The 14,225-nt window shown below is 61.9% G+C and carries 16 protein-coding genes and 1 pseudogene; 10 read left to right on the top strand and 7 right to left on the bottom strand.

From position 1 onward, the window contains the following. The first annotated feature begins 141 nt into the window (after positions 1-141). Positions 142-966, top strand: a complete 825-nt coding sequence (locus tag IVA74_RS40455; RefSeq protein WP_247353726.1) for a ribonuclease HII — start codon at positions 142-144, stop codon at positions 964-966. Between the two features lie 27 nt (positions 967-993). Here the strand turns inward: IVA74_RS40455 and ligD (IVA74_RS40450) are convergent, their stop codons facing one another. The 4 genes from ligD (IVA74_RS40450) to IVA74_RS40435 are packed head-to-tail and all read right to left on the bottom strand — an operon-like array spanning position 994 to position 4,523. Continuing rightward, positions 994-1,941, bottom strand: coding sequence for a non-homologous end-joining DNA ligase (gene ligD, locus IVA74_RS40450; RefSeq protein ID WP_247353724.1), 948 nt, complete (start codon positions 1,939-1,941; stop codon positions 994-996). Between the two features lie 12 nt (positions 1,942-1,953). Beyond that, positions 1,954-2,517: an MOSC domain-containing protein gene (locus IVA74_RS40445; protein ID WP_247353722.1), complete on the bottom strand. Its 564-nt coding sequence runs from the start codon at positions 2,515-2,517 to the stop codon at positions 1,954-1,956. Then, positions 2,517-4,199, bottom strand: coding sequence for a DNA polymerase/3'-5' exonuclease PolX (locus tag IVA74_RS40440; RefSeq protein ID WP_247353719.1), 1,683 nt, complete (start codon positions 4,197-4,199; stop codon positions 2,517-2,519). Before IVA74_RS40440 ends, IVA74_RS40445 begins: the two co-directional genes overlap by 1 nt. Continuing rightward, positions 4,200-4,523: a hypothetical protein gene (locus IVA74_RS40435; RefSeq protein WP_247353717.1), complete on the bottom strand. Its 324-nt coding sequence runs from the start codon at positions 4,521-4,523 to the stop codon at positions 4,200-4,202. 234 nt (positions 4,524-4,757) lie between these two features. On the opposite strand from IVA74_RS40435, the gene IVA74_RS40430 reads away from it, so the two are divergent. The 6 genes from IVA74_RS40430 (at position 4,758) to IVA74_RS40405 (ending at position 9,555) form a co-directional block, all read left to right on the top strand. Then, a complete protein-coding gene (locus tag IVA74_RS40430) occupies positions 4,758-4,967 on the top strand; it encodes a hypothetical protein (RefSeq protein WP_247353716.1) in 210 nt (69 codons plus the stop codon). A 170-nt stretch (positions 4,968-5,137) separates the two neighbouring features. Then, a complete protein-coding gene (locus IVA74_RS40425) occupies positions 5,138-5,926 on the top strand; it encodes an alpha/beta hydrolase (RefSeq protein ID WP_247353714.1) in 789 nt (262 codons plus the stop codon). Then, complete coding sequence (locus IVA74_RS40420; RefSeq protein WP_247353712.1) at positions 5,919-7,043, top strand: HAMP domain-containing sensor histidine kinase; 1,125 nt, start codon at positions 5,919-5,921, stop codon at positions 7,041-7,043. Before IVA74_RS40425 ends, IVA74_RS40420 begins: the two co-directional genes overlap by 8 nt. Before the next feature lie 85 nt (positions 7,044-7,128). Further along, complete coding sequence (locus tag IVA74_RS40415; protein ID WP_247353709.1) at positions 7,129-7,515, top strand: response regulator; 387 nt, start codon at positions 7,129-7,131, stop codon at positions 7,513-7,515. Positions 7,516-7,649: 134 nt separating this feature from the next. Beyond that, positions 7,650-8,102, top strand: coding sequence for a hypothetical protein (locus IVA74_RS40410; RefSeq protein ID WP_247353708.1), 453 nt, complete (start codon positions 7,650-7,652; stop codon positions 8,100-8,102). A gap of 232 nt (positions 8,103-8,334) precedes the next feature. After that, on the top strand, positions 8,335-9,555 hold the full coding sequence (locus IVA74_RS40405; RefSeq protein WP_247353706.1) for a histidine kinase dimerization/phosphoacceptor domain -containing protein: 1,221 nt from the start codon (positions 8,335-8,337) through the stop codon (positions 9,553-9,555). Between the two features lie 32 nt (positions 9,556-9,587). Here the strand turns inward: IVA74_RS40405 and ligD (IVA74_RS40400) are convergent, their stop codons facing one another. Then, complete coding sequence (gene ligD / locus IVA74_RS40400) at positions 9,588-10,508, bottom strand: non-homologous end-joining DNA ligase (RefSeq protein WP_247353704.1); 921 nt, start codon at positions 10,506-10,508, stop codon at positions 9,588-9,590. A 113-nt stretch (positions 10,509-10,621) separates the two neighbouring features. Here ligD (IVA74_RS40400) and IVA74_RS40395 point away from each other — a divergent pair. Next, positions 10,622-10,807, top strand: a pseudogene (locus IVA74_RS40395) (DUF3606 domain-containing protein). 30 nt (positions 10,808-10,837) lie between these two features. Here the strand turns inward: IVA74_RS40395 and IVA74_RS40390 are convergent. Both IVA74_RS40390 and IVA74_RS40385 read right to left on the bottom strand, forming a co-directional pair. Then, entirely contained in the window at positions 10,838-11,734 is an 897-nt protein-coding gene (locus tag IVA74_RS40390) for a 3'-5' exonuclease (protein ID WP_247353702.1), read from the bottom strand. A gap of 327 nt (positions 11,735-12,061) precedes the next feature. Further along, positions 12,062-12,901 carry a hypothetical protein gene (locus tag IVA74_RS40385; RefSeq protein WP_247353700.1) on the bottom strand — a complete coding sequence of 280 codons (840 nt, stop codon included), beginning with the start codon at positions 12,899-12,901 and terminating at the stop codon, positions 12,062-12,064. 543 nt (positions 12,902-13,444) lie between these two features. Here IVA74_RS40385 and IVA74_RS40380 point away from each other — a divergent pair. Both IVA74_RS40380 and IVA74_RS40375 read left to right on the top strand, forming a co-directional pair. Next, a complete protein-coding gene (locus IVA74_RS40380; RefSeq protein WP_247353698.1) occupies positions 13,445-13,867 on the top strand; it encodes a hypothetical protein in 423 nt (140 codons plus the stop codon). Between the two features lie 46 nt (positions 13,868-13,913). Further along, positions 13,914-14,189: a hypothetical protein gene (locus tag IVA74_RS40375; RefSeq protein WP_247353696.1), complete on the top strand. Its 276-nt coding sequence runs from the start codon at positions 13,914-13,916 to the stop codon at positions 14,187-14,189. The last annotated feature ends 36 nt before the right edge of the window (positions 14,190-14,225 follow it).

The following is a 14,225-nucleotide window of genomic DNA, read 5'->3' as shown; positions in this document are numbered from 1 at the left end:
AGCAATCCGTCTCAGGTGAAGGCCGGGCCTGTTGCTTTTCGACAAGGCGCTGCGAGTTATTCGGCGGCGTAGCTTAGCTTCAGACAATCGCCACGAAGTTCACCGACACGCTCCCCACAGTCAGTCTCCACGAAAGCTTCCATGTCCCGATATTCCCTCGATGTGCTGCGTCAGCGCTATGTCGTCGAGAAAAGACCGCTCGAGGTCAGTGTCGAGCAGATCTTGCGGGCCGACACCCGCGCGGGAGCCCGAGCCATCCTGGCTTCGATCGACAAACGGCGCTTCGAAAACAGGTCCGAAGGGCAGCGCCTCCGCAAGATGCTCAGTTTCGAAACCTCTCTCTGGGAGAGCGGCCTTCATGCCGTGGCGGGCGTGGACGAGGCTGGAATGAGCCCGCTCGCCGGGCCGGTCTCCGCTGGCGCTGTGATCCTGAAACCCGGCACGCGGATAGTCGGGATCGACGACTCGAAGAAACTCGACGCCGCGGCTCGCGAAGAACTCGCGAAGGAGATCAAGGCAAAGGCAGAGAGTTGGTGTGTGGCGTTCGTAGAGGTCGAGGAAATCGACACGATCAACATCTATTGGGCGGGCATCCAAGCCATGCAGCGTGCAGTCCGAGGGCTAGGGTTGAGGCCGCAGCACTTGCTGATCGACGCGAAGCGGTTGAAGGAGATCGACCTGCCCCAGCAGGCCATCATCAAGGGCGACGCCAAGTCCGCCAGCATCGCTGCTGCGTCAATCCTGGCGAAAGTCGAACGCGACACGGTCATGCGGACTCTCGACATTCGTCACCCCGGCTACGGCTTCGCGGATCATAAGGGCTACCCCGTGCCTGCTCATTACGAAGCTCTTGCCAGGCTTGGTGCATGCGCAGTTCACCGCCGGTCGTTCGGACCCGTCCGCAAGGCTCTCGGGTTGCCGCCCCTGCCGCCGTGGCCTTCGGCAACCGAGCGCGAAGCAGGCTAAATCCGAGACTTTCCGCCTCCGCTGCCCTTATTTTCGCGACCAACTCTTTTCGCGAGCGACGTCCCTGGCCTTCTTGTCGGACCGCAGGCCGAGATAGACCGGCTGACGCAGCTCCCCCTTGCTGGTCCACTCGGCGAACTTCACTTCCGCGACCAACGAAGGACGGACCCAGGTGGTGACTTGCTCATCCTTCACCTTGGCGGGGAACGGGGACTTGCCTGTCTTGAGCTTCACGAGCTTGCCGTGAAGCTCTTCGAGAACCTGGTGACTGAAGCCGGTGCCGACGTGGCCGATGTACCGCCATGCGTCGCCTTCGCGTACCGCCAGCACGAGGGCGCCGAAGAATGGCCGGGTTCGCCGCGGCGCCGTGAAGCCGGCGATCACGACCTCCTGCCGCTGCGCCGTCTTCACCTTCAGCCAATCGGCGGTCCGGCGTCCGGACGCGTACGGGCTATCGGCGCGCTTGGCCATGATTCCTTCGAGATGCCTCCGCTCGGCTTCTGCAAAAAACTTCGTTCCCTTGCCTTTGCGGTGGTTGCTGAACGCGAGCAGCTTGTGGCGCGGCAGGATCGCCTTTAGCCGCTTCTTGCGCTCGAGGAGTGGCAGCGCGCGCAGGTCTTCGCCCCCCGCGAACATGAGGTCGAACGCGCAGTACAAGAGCTTGGCCTCGTGGCGCAAGGCGTTCTGGAGCAACTGGAAATGGGATGCGCCGTCCTTGCCGATCGCGACGAGCTCGCCATCGATCACGGCGTCCGCCTTCACGCCCTCGAGCGCCTTCGCGACCTCGACATAGGAGTGGCTGATGATTTTCCCGTTGCGGCTGTAGAGCGCGACCCGACCACGCCGGATTTCCGCGACCATGCGGAAACCATCGAATTTGTCCTCGAAGACCCAATCGGGATCGTCGAACGGCGCATCCGTCAACGTGGCCAGCATGGGCTGCAGGCGATATGGCAGGGTCGATTTTCGGGCCATGGTAGGGTCTTTCTACACGGCCGGCAGAGGCCGAAACGAGGAGGACGGAAGGCGAATCCGCGCAGTATCACCAGCCGCGACCATCCCGCCGGCCCGTACCACGCCCAACACCCCGGATTTGAACGGAGGGCCCGTTTCCGCCGACGAGAGCACCTGTTGCTTAAGGCCGGCCCGGAAGCGGTCGATGAGGACACAGGGCGTCCGGAGACCGGTCAGCTCGACGATGGCCATGGGACCTAATTCGATGAGGGTGCCGAGCGGCATCCGCTCGAGGGCCAAGCCGGCGGTGCTGATGTTCTCGACGAGGTCGCCGGCGCCGACCTCGAAGCCGGCTTTAAGTAGCGTCGCGAAGAGTTCGGACGGGATCAGGTGAACCTGCCGGAGATTGGGCAGGCGTGGCCGGCGGCGGGCAAGGTAACGGTGCCGGACGAATGGGCCGGCGTGGGCGTCGCCTTGGACGCCGTGGCCTTCCTCCAGCACGATCCGATCCTGAGGGGGCTTGCTGAAGTGGTGACCGCGATCGGCGGCAACTGCGACCACTGTGCCCTCCAAGGAGAGCGGGTGCGGCTTCGGCATCAGGCGGCCCGGGCGAATGAGCGCCGCTTCTGGCGGAGGTAGCGCGTGATTTCCGGAAGAGGCATCGCGTTGAGGACGCGGTCGGCGGGGACACCGCCCTTGCGCGCCATCTGGACGCCCCAGTGCATGTGGTCGAGCTCGGGGATCGAGTGCGCGTCCGGATTGATGCTCAGTATGCAGCCGAAGTCGAGGGCCGTCTGGTGCCAGCGCCAGTCCAGGTCGAGCCGCCATGGGTGAGCGTTGATCTCGACGGCGACGTCATGCTTGGCGCAGGCCCGCAGCACCTTCTCGATATCGATTTCGTAGCCTGGTCGCCGCTGCAGCTGGCGCCCGGTCATGTGGCCGATGATGGTGGTGTGAGGGTTGGAGATAGCACGAAGCAGCCGCTGCGTCTGCGCCTTGAGGTCCAGTTTGAAGCGGCCGTGTATGCTCGCGACCACGAAATCGAAGCGCTCCAGCACCTCATCCGGATAGTCGAGCGATCCGTCCGCCAGGATGTCGGACTCGATGCCTTTGAGGATCCGGAAATCCTTGCCAAAGCGCTTGTTCAGTCGGTCGGCTTCCCGGTGCTGCTGCGCGATCTCCTCCACGGAGAGGCCGCCTGCGTAGTGCGCGGACTTGGAATGGTCGGCGACCCCGAAATATTCAAAACCGCGCTGGCGCGTGGCCTTGGCCATCGTCTCCAGGGTCTCCGTGCCGTCGGAGGCGTCCGTGTGGCAATGAAGGATTCCGCGCAAGTCCTTGTCGGTGACGAGCTTCGGCAGCTTGCCCTTCTGAGCCAGTTCGACCTCTCCGCGCCCCTCCCGCAGTTCAGGATCGATGAACGGCAGGTCGAGGGCGCTATAGATCTGGGCCTCGTCGCCGCCGATCAGGGTGCGACCCTTGTGCAACCCGTCGCTCTCCAGCCGCATTCCTTTCTCCGCGGCCAAAGCCTGGAGCCTCTCGATGTGAGCGGCTGAGCCGGTGCCGAAAAGAAGGGCGGCGCCGAAGTGGTTGCGGTCGGACAAACGGATCTGCAGTCCGTCCGCCGCCGAAGCATTCGCCGCCTTCTCGATCTTGGCAGCCTCCGCGACGATCGTGAGGTCGCCGACGAGTTCGCAGCCGCGGCGGAAGTCGCCTGCGATCGTCACCCGCTTGAGCTCCGGCCGGGCCTTCCGAAGCGAATCCTTGGCGTGCGAGAGCAGGGCGGCCGCACGGTGCAGATGGAGGCGACCTTCTCCGCTTTTCGCGATGGCGAGATTCTGCAGAATCTTGGTCTGCAGCGCCGCGCCGAGGCCTTTGGCCCTCTTGATGCGGTCGTCCTTGGCGGCGGCCTCCAACTCCGCGAGCGAAGTGATGCCGAGATCCTTGTAGAGCCGGAGCGCCTTCTCGGGGCGGAGGCCGGGAACGGCGAGCATCTCGAGCACGCCCTCGGGTATCTCCTTCCGGAGCTTCTCAAGTCTCGGATGAGTGCCTGTCTCGTGAAGCTTGGCGATGACGTCCGCGATCCCCTCCCCGACGCCGGGGATTTCCGTGAGCCGGTCTTCGGCGATGAGCACGTCCAGAGGGACGGCAAGGGCCGCCAGGCTGTCAGCGGCCCGCGCATAGGCTTTCGCCCGGTAAGGATTGCCGCCACGCAACGCCGTCCGCTGTGCGTATTCTCGCAGGAGACTGACGATCGTGCGAACGTCCACGGAAGCCACTCAACGAGCCTCCCGTTCCGCGCCCGGCCTCACCGGAACAAAGGCTCCTTCAGCGGGTGGGCCGTCATCGCGCCGGCGATCGAGAGATGCCTCAAGTTTCTGCGCTGCCCGGAAGTCCTCAAGGTGCTGCGTGTTCAGGCTATAAGCGGCCTCCTTCTTGAGGAGATTGTAAATTCGCCCGGCAACCAGCTGCAGATGCTTCATCCTGCCGCGCGGCATCGATCGCGCCTTGCAAAGAGCCCGGACAGCGTAGGCACGGAAGTAGTCAAAAGCGTCTGACATGATGTCGGTAACGCCCACTCTTGCCGATAGTTCGGTCGGCATCGAAGTAGCACTGCGGGCCCTGCGTCATCCGCGCCGTTCGTAGGAGCCGAATTCGACCCGCGCGAGCTCGCGAGGCCGGTGAAGTCCTGTTCCGGATCGCGGACTATTTTCTAGCCGCTGCGATCACTTGGTAGATCAATCGAGTCGAATCCTGGTCCACCTGTTTGAGCCAAATCACTGCCTTCATTGCCCCGGATGACGTGGCGGCGTATAGGGTCACTCGATCGAGGTCCCATGACGGCATTCACGGTCCACTCTTCGAAGGATGGGAAGACGGTCCAGACCGTTCGGTTAAGCCCCGCCACGACTGTCGCCAAGGCGCTCGCCCTCCACAGCGAAGGCTGGCAGGTGCACATTACAGACGCCCTTGGAAGGCGATTCGATCCCGCCGATTTCGACCAGGTGCTCGGCGGCGGGAGCGCCCCGGCTCCAGATCTGGTTTAGATGCAACGCGCGCGCTCGACTCGGCCGTGCCGTGTACCGCACCAAATTCCGACGGCATTTCACAAATTCAGGTTGTGGTATTGGAACAGTTCGCAACGAGGGTTGTTGCCTTTCTGATCCCCGAGCCTAGAGGGTCGCGTCGACGCGCCAGCAACATTCGGTGATCATCAATGAACGTCCAAGCAAGAAACAATGTGCACGTCACCGGGCGAGGCAGCCGGGGGATGATTTTCGCCCACGGTTTTGGCTGCGACCAGAACATGTGGCGTTTCGTGGCGCCCGAGTTCGAGGACGACTTCAAGGTCGTCCTTTTCGACCATGTCGGCGCCGGCGGGTCCGACCTTTCCGCTTATGACAAGTCCAAGTATTCGTCGTTGCACGGCTATGCCGACGACCTGGTGGAAATCGGGCGCGATCTGAACCTCGAGGACGCTGTCTTCGTCGGCCATTCGGTCAGCGCCATGATCGGCCTCCTGGCCTCTTTGAAAGCACCCGGCCTTTTCGGAAGGATGGTGCTGGTCGGCCCGTCTCCCAGATACATCGACGACGGCGAGTACGTGGGCGGCTTCACCGAAAAGCAGATCGCGGAGCTGCTCGAGTTCCTTGAAGACAATCACATGGGTTGGTCCGCCGCCATGGCGCCGTCCATCATGGGCAATCCGGATCGGCCTGAACTCGGTGAGGAGTTGACCAACAGTTTCTGCCGCACCGATCCAGAGATCGCAAAGGCATTTGCGCGAGTGACCTTCACCTCGGACAACAGGAACGATCTTTCCAAGGTTACGATTCCAACCCTTATTCTCCAGTGCAGCGAGGACATCATCGCCTCGGAGACGGTCGGCAAGTTCGTCAGGAGCCAGATCCCGGGAAGCGAGATCGTCTTTCTCGAAGCCACCGGACACTGTCCGAACCTGAGCGCGCCGGCGGAGGTCGTCTCGGCCATCAGGGCCTATGTCTGATCTCCTTCCCACCAACGAATACAGAGATCTGTTCGATAACGCCCCTTGCGGCTACCTCACGATGGGACCTGACGGGCGCATCACGAAGGTCAACGCCACCTTGACAGCGTGGACGGGTGTCCACGCCGACGGGTTCATCGGTCGACGCCTCCATCAATTCCTCAACATGGCCGGCCGGATCTACTACGAAACCCACATCGCACCTTTGCTGCGGATGCAGGGTTTCTTCAACGAGTTCGCCCTGGATTTCGAGACCGCCGCCGGCGAGCGGCTGCCTGTCATAGCGAACGCCTCCGAACGCCGCGATGCCGACGGCTCGCTTCTCTTGACGGCGGTCGTGGTGATCAAGGCCACCGACCGACGGCGCTACGAACGCGAACTGGTGGAATCGAGGTTGCAGTTGCAGAAGGGTCTCGCCACCGAGCGCGAGACGGCTGAACTTCGCGACCAGTTCATCGCCGTGCTCGGACACGACCTCCGCAACCCGCTCGCAGCGATAAGCGCCGGCGCACGGATCCTGCAGCGCTCCGGCGCGCTGCAGGAACACAAGCATCTACGCGTCCTCGATATGATCAACACTACCGTCACCCGCATGTCGGACCTGATTGACGACGTGCTGGATTTCGCGCGTGGGCGGCTTGGCAGCGGTATCGTGCTGAATCGCGACGCCACGCAGCCGCTGGAGCCGATCCTCGAGCAGGTCGTCGACGAACTACGGACTTCATCTCCGGAGCGCATGATCGAGACGAGCTTCGACATCGCGGAGCCGGTGAACTGCGACCGCGCTCGCTTGGGGCAGCTCTTATCCAATCTGGTCGGCAACGCCCTGACGCATGGAGCCCCGGATCGGCCCGTCCGGGTCGGAGCGGAGACCGAGGGCGGCGAGTTAAGGCTGTGGGTCGCGAATGCCGGCGAGCCCATTCCAGCGAGTGCGATGGAAAGACTGTTCGAGCCGTTCTTTCGGGGCGACGTCCGCGATAGCCGGCAGGGTCTCGGACTTGGACTCCACATCGCCTCCCAGATAGCGCAGGCCCACGGCGGCCGGATCGATGTCACCTCCACGGCGGAAGAGACCAGGTTCGTTTTCAAAATGCCGCTGGCAACGGCTGCGTCATGACGAATCCCGCGCGACAATCTTTCGAGCATGGAGAGGGACAAAACAAATCTCTGCCCGACTGCAGGAATGGGCCGGAGGCTTTCAGATGGCGCATCTAGTTCCCGTGATCCTGATCGTGGAAGACGAATACCTGCTCCGGATGGATGCCGCCGACATGATCGAGCAGGCAGGCTTCGAAGTCGTCCAGGCGGGCAACGCCGACCAGGCCATCGCGATTCTCGAGGCCCGTTCCGATATCCACGTCGTCTTCACCGATGTCCAGATGCCGGGTTCGATGGATGGGCTGAAGCTCGCCAGCTTCGTCCGGGACCGGTGGCCACCCATCAAGATACTCGCCACGTCCGGCTTCGTGAGAGTGGGGCCCGGCGATCTACCTTCCGGGAGCGAGTTCATGGCAAAGCCATATCGCGGTCCCGAGGTCGTGGCGACGCTTCGCAGATTGACCGATCACGCCGGATCATCCGCAACATAGCATATGGATCGATCTCGACTGTCGAGCCCTTCGCTGCAGCAGCTTCATTCGGCGATCTCGCAAAGAGCCGCCAAGAAAACACACTCGCGGCGTATCTGTTGCTCGGGTCATGAAGATCCCAAGGAACAAACAAAATGAACGCCCAGGAACTCGCAGCCAAGTTCAGCGCAAAGACGGCGGTCGCAGCGGCGGAGAAGAACCGGCAGACCGAAATCGCTGCCACCAACTCTGAAAAACGCACCGCAGATGTCGAGCACTGCAAGGTCGCCATGGAGCGCCATGTGCTCCCTTTTATGGCGGAATTAAAAGAGCACTTCGCCGACAATCAGTTCTCGTTCGCGCCGCAGATCGAACTGAACGACCACCGCCCGGTCGGCGTCTCCTTCAAGGTCGGAGATGGCGCGCCCACCACGATCACGACAGCGTTCGGAAACATCGTAGTGGCGAGGATCGGTGACAGCGGCACGTCGAAAGGAGTTCCCTTCGTATATGGGCCGGACGTGGAGCCGTACATCTCCAACTCGGGCGACCTGACGCGCGAAAAGATGGCCAAGCTGGTCGAGATGGTGATCGATACGGCCGGCTGATCGCGCCACGGCCCGCGCCACCGCATCGAGCAGGCGCCGGGCCGGCGCTTTCCAGTCTGACATCCTAGATCAGCCTTGCCGCAGCGCGGAGGGCTTCAGCGCCATTATCCGAGCCCGGTCGCTTGGCGGACGCCAACCACCTGATTACTGCTATACCCCTTCTCATGATTTTCCGGGCCGGACGCTTGGTTGGGCGGGAACCGTAGGTTGCCGGCTAGGGGAAAAGCTTACGATGACTGCCTTCAATTCAGGGGACGGCCCTGCGGCTTCATCACCGCATTCAGCGGGGCGGGACGAGCTCGGCTACCGACTCCGGCAGCAATCGTTGTTGGGAGAATTCGGCCGCGCCGCCATGCAGACCCGGGATCTCCGGATTATCCTTCAGAAAGCGACCGAACTCTGCGCCATCGGACTGCAGGCGCAATTCGCAAAGGTCCTGGAATATGAGACGAACGAAGAATGCCTGATGGTCCGTGCCGGCGTGGGCTGGAAGGAGAATACCATCGACGTCGTGTCGCTTGCCGCCGACGTCGGATCTCCGGCGGGCTATGCCTACCGGACCGGGGAGTCGGTGATATCGAACCACCTGGAGGCGGAAACACGTTTCCGTACGCCGCAGCTCCTGACGGATCATGGCGTCAGGCGTGCGATCAACGTGCTGATTGAAAAAGGCGCGGAGGGCAAGGCCTACTTCGGCGTTCTCGAAGTCGACAGCGCCGATGCCGGTCAGTTCGACCAGGCCGATGCCGATTTCCTCACCGGTTTCGCCGGCCTGCTCGGCATTGCGATCGAACGCCAACAAGCCGATGCTAAGCTTCAGGAGGCGCTAAAATACCAGGCGCTCCTGACCCGCGAAATGAGCCACCGCGTCAAGAACAGCCTCGCATCGGTCGTGGGGTTGCTTCGGGTACAAGCGCGCAACACACCGTCTCAGGAGGTCAAAAGCGCTTTGGAAGATGCAAGTCTGCGGGTCTCCACCATCGCTGACGTTCACGACCACCTGTGGCGGAGCTCGCATGTCGGCTTCGTCGAGCTGGCCGACTTCATGACGGAACTGTGCAAGAAGCTCAGGGGGAACGTGGGGAAACATACGCTGAATTGCCAATCGGATGCGTTGCTGCTCTCCGCCGACCATGCCGTTCCGCTGGGTTTGCTCATCAACGAGCTCGTCGCGAACGCCATAAAGTATGCATATCCAGATAGCAGAGGACTCATCGAGGTCTCGGCACGGGAGATCGAAGGAAGCCTTCGCGTCGAGGTGTCGGATCAGGGCAAGGGTCTGCCTGAAGGATTCGACATCGATGAGCCGCGCGCCAGCCTGGGGTTCAAGGTAATCACCGGTATGGTGCGGCAGCTTCAGGGCCATCTGACCATCGCCAAAGATTGGAAGGGAAGTCGCTTCCTGATTGATCTGCCGATCATTTCGCATCCGGATCGATCGCAATCGTCTTGACCTGAAACCGCACGCAGCGCAGCGCCGCGCGATCAAAGGTCCTCACGAAGGCCCTTGAAGAACGGGTGCCTGCCCTTGCCCTCGGCCGACTTCGCCCGGTACTCGATTTCGGCAAGCAGCTTCGGCTCGACCCAGACGCCCTTGTGAGCGATCCGCTTTGCGTAGGGCTGCGTCTTCCGGACCAGCGGCTCCAACCGTCTGCGGAGCTCCGCCGTCGAGGTCTTGTCGAATCCATGGTCGACCTTGCCTGCGTAGACCAGATCGGCGCCCTTGCGTCGGCCGACATAGAGGCCGTCCCACTTGGTGCCGTCGAGCGCGAACCCTGCGATCGTTAGGGTCTCGCGTTGCGCGCAAGTCTTCTTCACCCAATTGTTGCCGCGACCGCTGGCGTAGATGCTGTCGCGAACCTTCGAGACCACGCCCTCCAAGCCGACCTTGCAGGCGTGCGCGAACATATCCTGGCCCTCGATTTCGAAGCTTTCGCTGAACTGGACGTCGGTGGCAGCGACAATCTTCTTGAGTTCGGACTTGCGCCGTAACAGCGGCAATTTCCGCAGGTCGCGACCGTTCAGGTAGAGGAGATCGAAGGAGACCAGAACGATGCTGGTGGACTTGCCCTTGAGCTCGTTCTGCAGGACCGAGAAATCGGTAGTGCCGTCGGCGGCAGGGACGACGACCTCGCCATCGACGACCGCCGAACCGGCCTTGAGGTGCCAGGCATCGTCGGCGACTTTCTTGAAGCGATGGGTCCAATCATGTCCGCGGCGGGTGAAGACCTTGACCGCTTGGTTCGCCAGATGGACTTGGACGCGGTAGCCGTCGAACTTGATCTCGTGAATCCATCTGGCTCCGGACGGCACCCTTTCGATCGAGGATGCCAAGGCCGGTTCTACGAAGCCCGGAAACGGCGCCTTGACGCCGATCATCGCCGGTTTACGCCGCTGAAACGCCACCTACCCAAACTCCAACGCAACATTGCGGATTCAAATCGGGACCGAAGGATTCGTTTCCGGAACCCGCGAATCCTGACGGCGTTCTATTTCCATCATCAAAAGAGGAGGAGCCGGTGGCGGCAGCGAAAAAGAAGACGGCACGGTGACGCAAACAAGATCGGGCCCGGGTCGCGAAGGGACAGGACTACGAAGTCCGGTACGAAGCAAAGAAGACTGGCCGTTCGGCATCGGCCGTGAAGAAGGCAGTCAAGAAGGTCGGCAACTCGCGCAAGCGGGTCGAGAAGCGGCTGGATCGCTAGTTCAGCACCCAATCGGCACGACGACCGCCTTCATGCTCTGCAGGAAAAGCGTGTGAAGGCGGTCAGCGTCTGCAGGGGAAGTTCGACGTCGCGTAGGTAGATCTCCGCCCTCAGGAACGCGAGCTCGGCGGCCAGCGTCGTCGCGTAGACATCGATGTACCAGCTTTTCGGACGGCCGTCCGTGCCGTCGCTCCAGCGATAGCCTCGCCTCTTCAACGAATCCTTCAGCTCGAAAGGCGACTGCTCCGCCCATATTCGCAGCGTCGGCTTGCGGGCGTTCTCGAGCAGCAGCGCGAGCGCCGGCGAGCCCGCAGTCGGCAGTTCGAAGGCGAGGACCTCCAGCAACGCGTGGCAGTCGTCGACCGCTCGGTGCGCCTGGTGGAAGTAGCCAGCACCGTTGAGCAGGTAGCCGAGCTGCGAGCCCGCGAAGCCGTGTTTGCGCCAGTCGATCTCGCTCATGCTGCAGCCCCAGGCTTTGTGCTCGAAGAAGGGCCAGTAGCGTTCGGCGAACTTCCTGTCGAATCCACTGTTGTGCGCGATGACGATCACGGCGTCCTCTACGAAGGCCGTGATGGCCATGTCATCGAACCTGTGACCGGCCACTAGCTCGTCGGTGATGCCTGTGAGCGCCGTAACCTCGGGCGAAATGGAGCAGTTCGGCTGGTTGAAGGCGGAGAACGTGTCTCTGACACCGACGATCCGCCCGTCCTTCGTGTAGTCGAATTTGACCATCCCGAGTTCGATGATCTCGTCCCTGGCGTGATCGAGGCCGGTCGTCTCGGTGTCCAGCAAAATGCCGACTCTGGTCTCCAGTCCGGCGGGCGGCGCGGACAGGGGGCGCGGCACCAGTCGGCGCAGCACCCGGTAGTCCGGTGAGCCGGCGAGTGCCTCGGCCAAGGCGGCCATGTCCGTCGTATCCTGAAGCATCTCTGCTGCGAAAGGCACTGCTGGCTCCGGACCGGCCGGATGCCGACCATACCGCCCGTGCCAGCCACGAGGTACCGGAAAGACGAGCAATTCACGGCGTTTTCGGCGCAATTGAGCTTGTACCGGTCGCCTTCGCAGGGGCGGGCGGTGGAATCGACGTCGCTGTAATCAGGATCTCGGTAGATGATCCGGGTCTCAGCCGGAGCCAAGATCACGACATCATGACCTAGGGGGCAGGCCTCGCCCGCCCCGGAGAAGATCGAAGTTGGGGGCGTCGTGCGCGGCAGCGGCAGCGGCCGCTCGACCGCTCTCGCGGGGCGCACCGCGCTACCGCCCTTCACGTCGTATTGCTCGGCCAATTTTTGCAAACGCCTGCTGGTGATGAAATCGGCGCGCCGCGCTTGGAAAAGCTCGAATCCCCGAATCGACTGCTCGCGCGCCCGTCGAAGGGTTCGGCCCCGCGACGATCACTCCGCCGAGGGCGTTCACCAGCAATTGGTGATCGGTCAGCACGTTGTAGATCAGCGGACCACCGCTGATACCGCCGAAATTGTAGTCCTCCGGCACCATACCTTCGCCGAGGACGGGCTCTAGATATTCGCGCTCGAGCAGCGTGGAAACTTCACGATCGTTGACGCTGCTGACCAGTCCGGTACCGCATAGGATCCCGAACTGGACAGCCTCGCGCGAGAGATTTCGCGTTCCGACGCCGGGAAATCCGGCATACGTGATGCCGACGTCGATCCGCGGTGCCGGAGGCGGCCATTGCGTCTGCAGGCCGCCGTACGGCACGCGCTCGATCGCCTCGATCTCGCGGGGCGAGATCATGAAGGTCGCGACGTCGATATCCAGGTCGAGATCGACGCAACGTGCATCCCACGGCAGTTCGATCGACTTGCCGTTCTTCGCGCCGAGCCGCAGCGGCGCCTGTCCATGTTGGGCGCAGGATTCCCGCCATCCGCCCGGCCCGTCGACGACATGCGCGGCGGTCACTCCGAACAGCGCCTCGGGCGTGCAGAGGAAAAAGGCCGTTCCGTTTCGCGCGGAAACGGCTCCTTGCTCTCCGCGCTGGGCCCAGTAGATCGGAGCGACGATCGAAACCGCGAACTCCAAGGTCGGCTTCCCGACGCGTCTCGCAATCGCCTGCGCTTCTTCCTCGGTGATCAATCCGAGCTTCTCTACGGAGTCGCCGCAGGATGCGGGCGAACCTGCGATACATATCAGCCGAAACACCGAGTCGCGACCGGAGCGCATCCGCCGGCCGACGCGCCGAAGTTGTCTTTCGGCAGCAGACATGGCATCCTAGCGCTACCTTTGGGGCTACACCCCGGGGCCACACCAGAAGCTCCTGGAGTGCCGTAAGACCTTATTTTACGGGGCTTTCTCGAAGCCGTTTTATTATGGCGGAGAGGGAGGGACTCTCAGCCGGTTGCAAAAATCCGCGTAAAATAAGGGTTTTTTCAAAAATCCGAGGTGGCGTTGTGTACCAGTAGTGTGTACCGACCCCTACGTGTAATCAACCGAAATTTTAACCCTCCCCCTCGAATATTTTCGCGAAAGTTGGGCTGTATCGCTAATCTATGAGGGATCAAAACTACCCCAGCTGGGCGTCTAACGCCGGTGACTTCAAGGTGGGGACGAATGGATTGGGCGTGACCGCCACGACTTCATTGGGGTCGAGCGATCGAATCTAGAGATCAAGGAAGCAAGATGCCGAAACCGAGAATGAATCGAGAGATGCTGGCCGCGCTCGGCAAGCTCGGGTTTAACTGCGTTGTGGTGGTCCCGCCCACCGCGTGGGGCGCTGAGAAACTGGTCATCGCCGCATTCGAAGATATCGAAGAGGCACTCGCTTATCGCGACGGACGCGCAGACGCTCAAGCTTACGACATCGAGCGCCCCTGGCCTTCACATGATTTATATCATGGGCCGCTGATGCACGCGAGCAAATCGGCGAAGGAGGGGGAGAATGCCGACGAAAGGACCCCCACCGCGGACGAAGCCGAGGGCATGAAGTGGTATAATTCCATGACAAACGAGCAGCGCGCCGGCTGGTTGAAGCGCGTGGGCACCGGCGTACCGGCTAATGCGTGGATGGAATTCAAGCGCGAAAATGGTCGCTTACGATCGTAACCGACACAATCGATAATATTAGTGCCGCGGTTCTGGGAGCCAACAAATGTCACGCGAGCTTGTCATTCCTTCGCCGAATCCTATCGGGTCTGATGCAGACGATCTTGAAAACGAGCTGCGTCAATCCCTCGACCAATTGGCGCGGCGTATCGGGCGATCAGCCGTCCATCATTTGAAAACCATGTATCCCGCCGCTCTCTCGGCGGTACCCAAAAACGCGGAAATAAGCGTCGCGAACTACATTCGCAATCAGATAAATTTCGAAATGCGCCCCGTTATCGAGATTGCAATGAAGCAATGGCGCCAAAATAGCGAAGGCTGATCGGAATTCATCCCCACGGCTCGGCCCTGGACGGGC

The sequence above is a fragment of the Bradyrhizobium sp. 132 genome, assembly GCF_023074185.1.
Classification (GTDB): Bacteria; Pseudomonadota; Alphaproteobacteria; order Rhizobiales; family Xanthobacteraceae; genus Bradyrhizobium.
This window is presented reverse-complemented; position numbering and strand designations above follow the sequence as displayed.

Coding starts and splice junctions, on each gene's coding strand:
- IVA74_RS40455 (WP_247353726.1), top strand. CDS start 142: ATGTCCCGATATTCCCTCGATGTGCTGCGTCAGCGCTATGTCGTCGAG.
- ligD (WP_247353724.1), bottom strand. CDS start 1,941: ATGGCCCGAAAATCGACCCTGCCATATCGCCTGCAGCCCATGCTGGCC.
- IVA74_RS40445 (WP_247353722.1), bottom strand. CDS start 2,517: ATGCCGAAGCCGCACCCGCTCTCCTTGGAGGGCACAGTGGTCGCAGTT.
- IVA74_RS40435 (WP_247353717.1), bottom strand. CDS start 4,523: ATGCCGACCGAACTATCGGCAAGAGTGGGCGTTACCGACATCATGTCA.
- IVA74_RS40430 (WP_247353716.1), top strand. CDS start 4,758: ATGACGGCATTCACGGTCCACTCTTCGAAGGATGGGAAGACGGTCCAG.
- IVA74_RS40425 (WP_247353714.1), top strand. CDS start 5,138: ATGAACGTCCAAGCAAGAAACAATGTGCACGTCACCGGGCGAGGCAGC.
- IVA74_RS40420 (WP_247353712.1), top strand. CDS start 5,919: ATGTCTGATCTCCTTCCCACCAACGAATACAGAGATCTGTTCGATAAC.
- IVA74_RS40415 (WP_247353709.1), top strand. CDS start 7,129: ATGGCGCATCTAGTTCCCGTGATCCTGATCGTGGAAGACGAATACCTG.
- IVA74_RS40410 (WP_247353708.1), top strand. CDS start 7,650: ATGAACGCCCAGGAACTCGCAGCCAAGTTCAGCGCAAAGACGGCGGTC.
- IVA74_RS40405 (WP_247353706.1), top strand. CDS start 8,335: ATGACTGCCTTCAATTCAGGGGACGGCCCTGCGGCTTCATCACCGCAT.
- IVA74_RS40390 (WP_247353702.1), bottom strand. CDS start 11,734: ATGCTTCAGGATACGACGGACATGGCCGCCTTGGCCGAGGCACTCGCC.
- IVA74_RS40380 (WP_247353698.1), top strand. CDS start 13,445: ATGCCGAAACCGAGAATGAATCGAGAGATGCTGGCCGCGCTCGGCAAG.
- IVA74_RS40375 (WP_247353696.1), top strand. CDS start 13,914: ATGTCACGCGAGCTTGTCATTCCTTCGCCGAATCCTATCGGGTCTGAT.